The 10180-nt window shown below is 59.5% G+C and carries 7 protein-coding genes and 4 tRNA genes; 5 read left to right on the top strand and 6 right to left on the bottom strand.

Features of this window, described 5'->3' with window-relative positions:
• Positions 1–42: 42 nt before the first annotated feature.
• The 6 genes from OKC30_RS17780 to OKC30_RS17755 all read right to left on the bottom strand — a co-directional run bounded on the left by OKC30_RS17780 (position 43) and on the right by OKC30_RS17755 (position 8668).
• The gene (locus OKC30_RS17780; protein ID WP_270665094.1) at positions 43–273 is read right to left on the bottom strand and encodes a hypothetical protein; all 231 of its coding nucleotides are present in this window, start codon (positions 271–273) and stop codon (positions 43–45) included.
• Between the two features lie 100 nt (positions 274–373).
• Positions 374–1723, bottom strand: a complete 1350-nt coding sequence (gene gorA / locus OKC30_RS17775) for a glutathione-disulfide reductase (protein WP_270665095.1) — start codon at positions 1721–1723, stop codon at positions 374–376.
• Positions 1724–1799: 76 nt separating this feature from the next.
• Positions 1800–3758 (bottom strand): ATP-binding protein, encoded by a 1959-nt coding sequence (locus OKC30_RS17770; protein WP_270665096.1) that lies wholly within the window; start codon positions 3756–3758, stop codon positions 1800–1802.
• A 120-nt stretch (positions 3759–3878) separates the two neighbouring features.
• On the bottom strand, positions 3879–6959 hold the full coding sequence (locus tag OKC30_RS17765) for a multidrug efflux RND transporter permease subunit (protein WP_039040660.1): 3081 nt from the start codon (positions 6957–6959) through the stop codon (positions 3879–3881).
• Between the two features lie 15 nt (positions 6960–6974).
• On the bottom strand, positions 6975–8081 hold the full coding sequence (locus tag OKC30_RS17760; protein ID WP_041212081.1) for an efflux RND transporter periplasmic adaptor subunit: 1107 nt from the start codon (positions 8079–8081) through the stop codon (positions 6975–6977).
• On the bottom strand, positions 8078–8668 hold the full coding sequence (locus OKC30_RS17755) for a TetR/AcrR family transcriptional regulator (RefSeq protein WP_010672311.1): 591 nt from the start codon (positions 8666–8668) through the stop codon (positions 8078–8080). Before OKC30_RS17755 ends, OKC30_RS17760 begins: the two co-directional genes overlap by 4 nt.
• A gap of 263 nt (positions 8669–8931) precedes the next feature.
• Here OKC30_RS17755 and OKC30_RS17750 point away from each other — a divergent pair.
• The 5 genes from OKC30_RS17750 to OKC30_RS17730 all read left to right on the top strand — a co-directional run bounded on the left by OKC30_RS17750 (position 8932) and on the right by OKC30_RS17730 (position 10067).
• A tRNA-Arg gene (locus tag OKC30_RS17750) sits at positions 8932–9008 on the top strand.
• A gap of 50 nt (positions 9009–9058) precedes the next feature.
• Positions 9059–9134: transfer RNA gene (locus OKC30_RS17745), tRNA-His, on the top strand.
• A 20-nt stretch (positions 9135–9154) separates the two neighbouring features.
• Positions 9155–9240: transfer RNA gene (locus OKC30_RS17740), tRNA-Leu, on the top strand.
• 60 nt (positions 9241–9300) lie between these two features.
• Positions 9301–9377: transfer RNA gene (locus OKC30_RS17735), tRNA-Pro, on the top strand.
• Between the two features lie 171 nt (positions 9378–9548).
• Positions 9549–10067 carry a ricin-type beta-trefoil lectin domain protein gene (locus tag OKC30_RS17730; RefSeq protein WP_041212082.1) on the top strand — a complete coding sequence of 173 codons (519 nt, stop codon included), beginning with the start codon at positions 9549–9551 and terminating at the stop codon, positions 10065–10067.
• The last annotated feature ends 113 nt before the right edge of the window (positions 10068–10180 follow it).

Here is a 10180-nt window from a genome sequence, read left to right as displayed (position 1 = left end):
CCACAGGTGGTTTTTGACGAACTTCTGAAAGCAGCCTGATTTTTAATCGGGAATTGCACTTCGAAGTTGAATTCGCGGGTCTTTGGCTTGATTAATGGCCTTTTGATAGAACAGGTAGCTGTTCGCTTCGTGATTAAAGGTGCCATCCTGGGTAAACAGGGTGGGCAAGGAGCCAATGTTGCCACTGATGGGATCGCAAGACAACGCGCCTTGGGCATCGGTTTTAAGCTTAGTTTTGGTGCATACGTCTGCTGAAGAAATGAGATAGGACATAAATCTACCTAGAAGATGCCACTGACCATACATACAGTATAGACAGTGGCAGGCCCTTTTCCAGATTTACTTATGTGTGTGGGTTGCTTTTCCTACACCGCTACCTAAGGGTAACAAACTCTTCCGCGCTGGTGGGATGGATGGCGACACAGTTGTCGAAGTCCGCCTTGGTGGCGCCCATCTTCATGGCGACGCCGAAGCCTTGCAGGATCTCGTCCATGGCGAAGCCGATGCCGTGCAGGCCGACTACCTTCTCTTCCGGCCCGACGCAGACCAGTTTCATCCGGGTGGGCTGGCGATGCTGGGTCAGGGCCGAGTACATGGCGGTGAACTGGCTGCGGTAGACCTTCACCTGATCTTCCCCGTACTCGGCAACGGCTTCCGGCTCGGTCAGGCCGATGGTGCCGATGGGCGGGTGGCTGAACACCACGGTCGGCACCAGATCGTAGTTGAGGTGCTCGCCAGGCTTGTTGTTGAACAGCCGCTCCGAGAGGCGGCGGCCTGCCGCGACAGCCACCGGGGTGAGCTGGATGCGGCCGGTGTTGTCACCGACGGCATAGAGGTTGGCGACGGCGGTGTTCTGGAACTTGTCGGTGGGGATGAAGCCCTTCTCGTCCAGGGTGATGCCGGTGGCAGCCAGATTGAGGTTGTCGGTGGCAGGCACGCGACCGATGGCCCAGATGAGGCAGTCCACGGTGAGGTGGCGACCATCTTCCAGTTGCAGGGTCAGGCTGTCGTCGGCGTTCTTGATGACGGCCTTGGGAATGGCGTGGGTGTGCAGCTTGGGCCCTTCCTGCGCCATGATCTCCACCAGGGTCTCGTGGATCATGGGGTCGAAGTTGCGCAGCGGCGCATGTTTGCGCACCACCAGATGGGTCTCAGAGCCAAGAGCCTGCATCACGCCTGCTATCTCCACGGCGATATAGCCGGCACCCACCACGGCAACCCGTTTGGGCTGGCTTTTCAGGTCGAAGAAACCGTCGGAGTCGATACCCAGTTCGGCGCCCGGAATGGTCGGGACCTCGGGGCGGCCGCCGGTGGCAATCAGGATGTGATCGGCGCTGTACTGCTCGCCGTTCACCTCGACGGTATGGCTGTCGACGAAGCGGGCGAAGCCCTTGATGACGGTGATCTGGTTCTTGCCCAGCACGTTTTGGTAGGACTGGTGAATGCGCCCGATATAGGCCTGACGGGATTCGACCAGCTTGGCCCAGCTGAAGTGGTTGAGCGTGGTGTCGAAGCCGTAGTCGGCGCCATATTTCAGGGCATCGGCGATCTGGCCTGCATACCACATGGCCTTCTTCGGTACGCAGCCGACGTTGACGCAGGTGCCACCCAGCTCTTTGGCTTCGATCAGGGCGACTTTCTTGCTGTACATGGCTGCCCGGTTGGCCGAGGCGATGCCGCCGCTGCCGCCACCGATGGCGATGTAGTCAAAATGCTGTGCCATTGCGAGGTTCTCCGCTCGTTAAGAATGCAGTCACAGCATGATGGGGACAAAGCGGCCGGCTCACAAGAGCCGGTGCTCAGTTCTGCTGGATGGGCAGGCGAATGTGGAACTGGGTACCCTGCCCCGGTTCGCTGGCGCAGTGGATGCGGCCGCGCAGCAGTTGCACCACCAGGTTGTAGATGATGTGGGTGCCGAGCCCGCTGCCGCCATGGCCCCGCTTGGAGGTGACGAAGGGATCGAAGATGCGCGGCAGTATCTCCGGCGGGATGCCGCGACCGTTGTCACTGTAGTCGATGACCAGCTCGTCTCCCTGCTGCGCCACCTGGATGGTGATCTTTCTGGGCCTGTCCCAGCCATCGAAACCGTGATGGATGGAGTTGAGGATCAGGTTGGAATAGATCTGGGTGAAGCTGCCCGGGAAGGAGTAGATGCTCAGCTTGGGATCGCACTGGATGTCCACCTCGCACTGGGCCTTCTTGAGCTTGTAGCCGAGGGAGACCACCACCTGATGCAGGTTGTCGGCGAGGCTGAAGTTGTATCGGGCCTCGGAGGACTGATCGACCGCTACCTGCTTGAAGCTGGCGATGAGTTCTGAGGCGCGTCTCAGGTTGCCTTGCAGCAGTTGCATCGACTCGTCGAGATTCTGCGTGAATTCGTTGAGGTAGGTGCGGGAGAGCTGCTTGGCCTCGATATGCTGCTTGAAGTCGGCCACCCGCTCCTGCAGGTAGGAGGAGGCGGTGACGCTGATGCCGATGGGCGTGTTGATCTCGTGGGCCACGCCGGCAACAAGGGAACCGAGGGAGGCCATCTTCTCCGACTCCACCAGGGTCTGCTGGGCCTGCTTGAGATCGTCATAGGCCTTGCCCAGCTGGTCGTTGGCATCGCTCAGGCTGCGGGTGCGTTCCGCCACCTTGCCTTCCAGCTGCTCGTTGAACAGGGTGATCTCCCGCTCCACCTTCTTGAGGGGGGTGATGTCATAGCCAAAGCCGATCAGGTACTTGAGGTTGGGCCCCTCGTAGAAGGGAGCGAAGGTCCACTGCAGTACCAGCTCGTTGCCCTGCTGGTCGTGCATGGTGATCTCCCTGTCCTCCAGGGCGCCCTGATCGGCCAGGGTGGCGGCCAGCTCGTCACGCTGCTCCTTGCTGACGAAGAGATCCAGCCAGTTGTGCTGCAACAGCTCCTGGTGGTGATAGCCGGTGAGCAGGATGGCCGCCGGGTTGATGCTGGCGATGTTGAGATCCGGCTCCATGCAGCAGATGACCATGTTGGCGGAGTTGATCAAGGTGGCGGAGAAGTCCCGCTCCTGCTGGAGCTGATCGGCGGCCTGATGGCGGGCCGTGAACTCGTCGTTCAGCCGGGTGCGCATCTGGTTGAGGGTGGCGGCCAGGGTATCGAATTCGTCAGGGGACTTGCGGGGCAGGGGGCGACCCTCCAGGGTCAGCTCCACTGCGAGGCGATCCAGGCTCAGTTTCTGGGCATAGCTGACGATGCGGTTGATGTGACGGATCACCAGATAGTAGATGATGACCAGGATGCAGAACGAGACGACCAGGGTCTTGATGGTCTGGCTGACCAGGATCAGCACGGATTTCTCGATGAGGCGCTGGTAGACCTGCTCCAGGGAGGCGGCGACGAACAGCTTGCCGACCACTTCCCCCTGATAGCTCAGGGTGAACTCGCGGGAGATGTCGTATTGGGGCTGCTCCACTCCCTGGGTGAGCAGGGGCACTTCCGAATTGCCCAGCATCTCCTTGACCATGACGAACTGCATGTTGGGCAGGTTCATGATGCCCTCGATCTGCACCTTCACCTGCTCTTCATCCAGATTCCAGAGACTGGCCGAGATGGGTTGCAGGAAGGAGGCCTCGATCTGGCCGATGCTGGCCTCGATGACGGTCACATCCTTGTTGTAGTCCCAGGCGAGCTGAAGCACGGTGATGAGCAGTGCCAGCACCGTACTGCAGATCAGAATGTAGGAAAGCAGACGATAAGAGAGTCCGTTAAGGCCGACGGCCTTGGAGAAGATTCCTGACATGGCGTCCTTGCGGTCTGGATTGAGTGCGGTTTAGTTTAACTGCTTCATGGACTTATGTCGTGTGTCATCCAATGGATAAAAACAAGGCCCCTTTCGGGGCCTTTTTTGTGTGGGCTGGGATCAGTGACCGCCCTTGGCTTTTGCCGGGATGGATTCGTCGAATTCCGGCAGCGGCTTGTGCTCGGATGCCAGGAAGGTGTAGATGACCGGCAGCACGAACAGGGTGAACAGGGTGCCGATGGCCAGACCCGCCACGATGACGATGCCGATGCTGAAGCGCTGTGCCGCCCCCGCACCCGAGGCATAGAGCAGCGGGATGAGGCCTGCGATCATCGCCGCCGTGGTCATCAGGATGGGGCGCAGACGGACCTTGGCAGCCTGCATGACGGCTTGCATCCGGTTCAGACCATGGAGCAGCTGCTCCTCCTTCGCCACCTCGCAGATCAGAATACCGTGCTTGGTAATCAGACCGACGAGGGTGATGAGACCGACCTGGGAGTAGATGTTCATGGTGGCCATGCCCCACGCCAGGGCGATCAGCGCGCCACTGATGGCCAGCGGCACTGACACCATGATGACCAGCGGGTCACGCACGGATTCGAACTGGATCGCCAGCACCAGGAAGATGATGGCCAGGGCCAGGGCGAAGGTGGCGTAGAGCGCATTCCCTTCGGTCACGAACTGGCGGGCTTCACCCATGAAGTCGTAACGATAGCCTTGGGGCAGCTTCTCTTCCGCGGTCGCCTTGAACCAGTTGATCGCATCCCCCATGGCCACGCCCGGTGCCGGCACGGCGCCGATGGTGGCGGAGTTCAGCTGGTTGAAGTGGGGCAGGGCACGGGGCTCTCCCTTCACTTCAATCTTGATCAGGCTGCCCAGCGGGATCGACTTGCCGTCGGCGGCACGCACGTAGTACCCCTTGATGGACTCAGGGTTGAGACGGAACTTGCGCTCCACCTGCGGGATCACCTCGTAGGAGCGGCCATCCAGGTCGATACGGTTGACGTAACCGTCCGCCATCATGGTGCCCATGGTGATGCCGATGTCTTGCATGGTGATGCCGTAGGCACCTGCCTTGTCCTTGTCGATGCTGATCTTCATGGTGGCCGAGTCGTAGTTCAGATCGAGATCCGAATAAACGAACTGGCCGTTGGCCTGGGTTGCCGCCAGCATCTCACCCGCGATCAGGAACAGGCTCTCGAAGCTGTTCGGGGTGGTGATAACGAACTGGATGGGCAAACCGCTCGACGCCCCCGGCAGTTCCGGGAACTGGAAGGTGGTGATGGCCATCCCGGGGATGTCCTTCACCAGACCGGCGACCCGGTCCAGCACCTCTTTCTGGCTCGCTTCACGCTGGCTCCAGGGCACCATGGAGGCGATACCGAACGCCTGATTGGAGTTGAACACCCCCGAGAAGACCTGGGAGTAAGCGATCTCCGGCTGGTCGTCCAGGACTTTGTTCACGTCCGCCATGGTGTTTTCGATGTAGTCCAGGTTGGCGTTGGAAGGGGCCGTCCCCAGCACCGCCATGACGCCTTTGTCCTCGGACGGGGCCAGCTCGCTCGGAATGAACTTGAACAGCAGCGGCAGGCTGGCGAACACGATGACGGCAAACAGGATGACCACGATGCGCTTTTGCATCACGGCATGGAGCATGGCGTCGTAGCGGGCCGTCATCCGGTCCAGCAGATCGTGTACGGTACGCTCGAACTTGCCGGGCTCCTCGTTGGCCCTGAGCATCTTGGCGCACATCATGGGCGACAGGGTCAGGGCGATGATGCCCGAGACGAACACGGCGCCCGCCAGGGTCAGCGCGAACTCCTTGAACAGGGAGCCGGTGATGCCCCCCATCAGGGCGATGGGCGCATACACCGCCGCCAGGGTGACCGTCATGGCGATGACGGGCACGGCGATCTCCCGGGTACCTATGATGGCGGCCCGGAACGGCTCTTCCCCTTCCTTGATGTGACGGTCGACGTTCTCCAGCACCACGATGGCGTCATCCACCACCAGACCGATGGCCAGCACCATCGCCAGCAGGGTCATGAGGTTTATGGAGAAGCCGAACATGTCCATCATCATCACCACGCCGATGAGGCTCAGGGGAATGGTGATGATGGGGATGATGACCGCCCGGAACGAACCGAGGAACAGGGTGATCACCACCAGTACGATGGCGGCCGCCTCCAGTATGGTCTTGATGACCTCGTGGATGGATTCGTTGATGGCGATGGTGGAGTCATACAGGACGTTCACCTGCATGGTGCTCGGCATGTTGCGCTTCAGGCTCGGCAGCAGCTCCAGCACATCGTGGGCGATGTTGATGGGGTTGGCTGTCGGGGCTGCGTTGATGGCCAGAACCACGGCTTCGCGGCCGTTGGCGCTGGCGCGATAGATGTCGTGGCTCTTCTCCAGGGAGACCTTGGCGATGTCGGAGAGACGGATCACCTTGCTGTCGCGGGTGGCGACCACCAGACGCTTGAGCTCTTCGATGTTGCCGACCTGGGTCTCGGCGTTGCCGTTGAACAGGGTGAAATAGCCGGTGGCCTGGCCGGTCGCGGACTGATAGTTGTTGCTGTTGAGCACCGTCATCACGTCGCTTGAGGTCAGGTCAAAGGCGGCCATCTTGGCCGGATCCAGCCACACCCGGAGGGCGAATTCGACCCCGCCATACAGATCCACCTTGGAGACCCCGCCCACGGTAAACAGCTGGGGCTTGATGACCCGCTCCAGGTAGTCGGTGATCTGGCTGGAGTTGAGCTCCGGGCTGGTGAAGCCCATATAGAGCACCGCCGTGGTGGAGCCGGTGGAGGAGGTGACCGAAGGGTCTTCCGCCTCTTTGGGCAACTGGGAACGCACCGAGTTGACCTTGGCCAGGATGTCGGACAGCGCGGCGTTCGGATCGGTGTTGAGCTTCATGTACGCCGTCACCGTGGAACTGCCCAACTGGCTCGAGGAGGTCATGAAGTCGATGTTGTCGGCCTGGGCGACCGCCTGCTCCAGGGGCTGGGTGATGAAGCCCTGGATCAGGTCCGCACTGGCGCCATAGTAGCTGGTGTTGACCGTGATGACGGTGTTGATCACCTCGGGGTATTCACGCACCTGCATCTTGAAGATGGCCTGGAAGCCCAGCAGGGCTATCAGGAAGCTGAGCGAGATCGCCAGCACAGGCCGTTTTATGAATATGTCAGTAAATCGCATCGCAGCTCTCCGCGCTTACAGCATCGGGGTTTGTGCCGGAACGGCAAGGGCATCGTTCTCGACCACGTGCACCTTGGTATCGTTGCTCAGGCGAACCTGACCCGACAGCACGATTTGATCGCCAGCCTTGATGCCGGACAGCACATGGACATCGTTGCCGCGACGCTCACCTGCCTTGACCACCACCTGCTTGGCGCGTTTCACGCCGTCAGCCTCGTGAATGACGTAGACGTTCTCGCCATAGAGGGTGAAGGAGATGGCGGACTGCGGGATCACGATCTGGTCTTTCACCGTGGGCAGTATGATGCTGGCGCGGGCGAACATGCCGGAACGGAGCTGGCCGTCGTTGTTCGGGATGTCTGCCTGCACCTGGATCAGGCCGCTCTGATAGTTGACCGCGGGCTCGATGGCCGTGATCTGGCCGTCAAACTGGGTCTGGGGATATGCATCCACGTTGATCTTGATGGTCTGTCCCAGGGTGATTTTGGAGATGTCGGTCTGGGGCACGGTGAAGCGCAGGCGCATCACGCTGGTGTCTTCCAGGCGCACGATCTCGGTACCGGGCTCCAGATACTGGCCGAGGAAGACGTTGCGCAGGCCCACGGCGCCGCTGAAGGGGGCTCGCACCTCACGACGGGCGATGGTGGCCTTCAGACTGTCGATGTCCGCCTCCAGGGAGCGGTAGCTTGCCTCGGCATCATCCAGCTGGTCCCGGGAGATGGAGTTCTTCTGATAGAGGTTCTTGTAGCGCTCGAACTTGGCCCTGGCTGCCGGCAGTCTGGCCTGGGAGGAGTTCAGATTGGCTTTTTCCACACTGGAGTCCAGGCTCAGCAGCAGTTGATCCGCTTTGACATGTGCCCCGGATTCGAACCGGATGCTGTCGATGGTGCCTGACAGCTCGCTGGAGAGGGTGACCCCCTGGTTCGGCTCGATGAAGCCGATGGCTTCAATGGTGGGGACCCAGTCCTGCGCCTTGGTGACCATGGCGGTGACCGGGAACTCGGGCTCGGGCCGATTGGCCATGAACTCTGCAATCTTCTTCTGCTTGAACATATTGAAGCCGATGACACTGCCAAACAGGGCGAGTGCTATCAGCAACATGATGGCCATCCACTTTTTCATGAACAGGCTCCTGTGATGGAAACATTAGGGTTTAAAATGGCATTCCAGCTGGCCCGGATGACCGTCTCCAGCTGTTCCTGCGTCAATTCGAAATCGTGAACCCGGCGCTGCTGTGCCAGGTTGGCCACGCAATCCAGACTCAATGCTTGCAACACCAGAATGGGGAGATCGATGAAGAGTCCCTGTTGGCGTCCTTGCTCAAAGAAGCGCTCAAGTGGCGCCCACGTCGCCATTATGACCGGATCCCGCTCCAATTCAGCCCCCAATGGAGAACTTTCGTACTGCAATTTGCACTTGAGTGCATTGGGGTAGCTGGTGAAGATGGCATCGATGTTGAGCCAGAGGCGTCGATACTGCTTATAGGACACCTCTTCTATCTGCACACCTTCCATGACCAGGGGATGACACTTGAGGATAGTGTGCTGATAGAGCTGGCGGATCAGGTCATCCTTGTCGCTGAAATAGCGATAGATGGTGCCTGCCGCCACCTTGGCTTTCTTGGCGACCACGGCAATGGAAAGGCCGTAGAAGCCCTGCTCGCCGAGGATCTCGTGAGCTGCTTCGAAAATGCGTTCTTTCTTATCCATAGTTATCAGAGGTCAACGACTGAATGAACGTTCATTCATTCTAGGTGGGCGCAAAGGCAAGTCAAGCATTGCCCATCATCTCTGACCCTATGGGGTGAGGGATTCAAAAAGTAGTGGGGAATTGCTGGATCCAGCCTGAACAAAACAAAAATAGTTGAAAAGGGTCGGAAGTGATTGAAAAACAGGCACTTGATTCTTTGTGTCAAAAAAAGAGTAGACAAGGTCGGCATCATCATCAATAATGCGCCCCGTTCGACAGCGTAGCGCCCGTAGCTCAGCTGGATAGAGCGCTGCCCTCCGGAGGCAGAGGTCACAGGTTCGAATCCTGTCGGGCGCACCATCAAAAGTGCGCCGGTTAAACGGGCGTGTTGAAGAACGAAAACAGCTGTGGTGGCTGTAGCTCAGTTGGTAGAGTCCCGGATTGTGATTCCGGTTGTCGTGGGTTCGAGCCCCATCAGCCACCCCATTTTACAGCTTGTCAGGTACGCGAAGGTGGCGGAATTGGTAGACGCGCTAGCTTCAGGTGTTAGTGCCCCCCGGGTGTGAGGGTTCGAGTCCCTCTCTTCGCACCATACTTGCTGTATGACGAGGATGACCAGATGGTCATCTTTGTGTTTTTGGAATACCCCCATCGGTGATTAGCGCAGCCCGGTAGCGCATCTGGTTTGGGACCAGAGGGTCAAAGGTTCGAATCCTTTATCACCGACCACATTTGAAAACCCCGCTCAGGCGGGGTTTTTGCTTTTTGGCGTTTCTCTTCCGCTTTTTCCTGTCACGTCTTTTTACACTTCTTCAGGCGCCTGTTCGCCACGAGTTCGCTATGCTGGGGCCCGGAGCCGCGAGACAGGGGACGCTCGGGCACGGACCAGATACAAGGCCTATGCATCACCATATCACTTCTTTTCAACTCTCCGTGCTGGCCATGGCCGCACTGCTGCTGGGTGGTTGCGCCCTGCAGCCGAAACCGGAAGATCTTCTGATGGGCGCCGCCCCCAAGCCAAAGGCCGAACTCGAGGCCACCTTGGTAACCAGTGGTGGCTTCTGCGTGACCCTGAGCGAGCAGGGCCGTCTGCTGACCCAGCCCTGCGATCAGCAACCGAACCAGTCATTCAGCTGGGATGTCGGCGCCCTGCAACTGGCCGGGGATTGCCTGGTCGCCAGAGGGGAAGATGGTCTGGGGATGGAGGTGTGCCGGGAGGAGAGCCATCAATGGCAGTGGCAGGGGGGTCGGCTGTTCAATCGGCAGGTGTCGCTGTGCCTGGATGTGGCGGGTCGCCGTCACAAGCCGGCCGTCCCCCTGCGCCTCGCCGAATGCTATGGCGGCGCCAACCAGAGCTTTGAGTGGACGCCATCCGGCACGCTGTTGAACCGTCTGATGCACCCGGCTCTGGCGTGGTGACAAGAGGGCGAGAAGCAAAAAGGGTGGCCCATGTGGCCTAATGCCGATCAGTTAAGGATCCATTGACCGATCCTCAGGCTGTGTAAGAATCCGAAACTCCTTGTTGGGTTTCG

The sequence above is a fragment of the Aeromonas sp. QDB18 genome (genome assembly GCF_027705325.1).
GTDB classification, from domain to species: domain Bacteria; phylum Pseudomonadota; class Gammaproteobacteria; order Enterobacterales; family Aeromonadaceae; genus Aeromonas; species Aeromonas caviae.
Note: the sequence above shows the minus strand (reverse complement) of the source record. Positions and strands in the feature narration are given on the sequence as shown.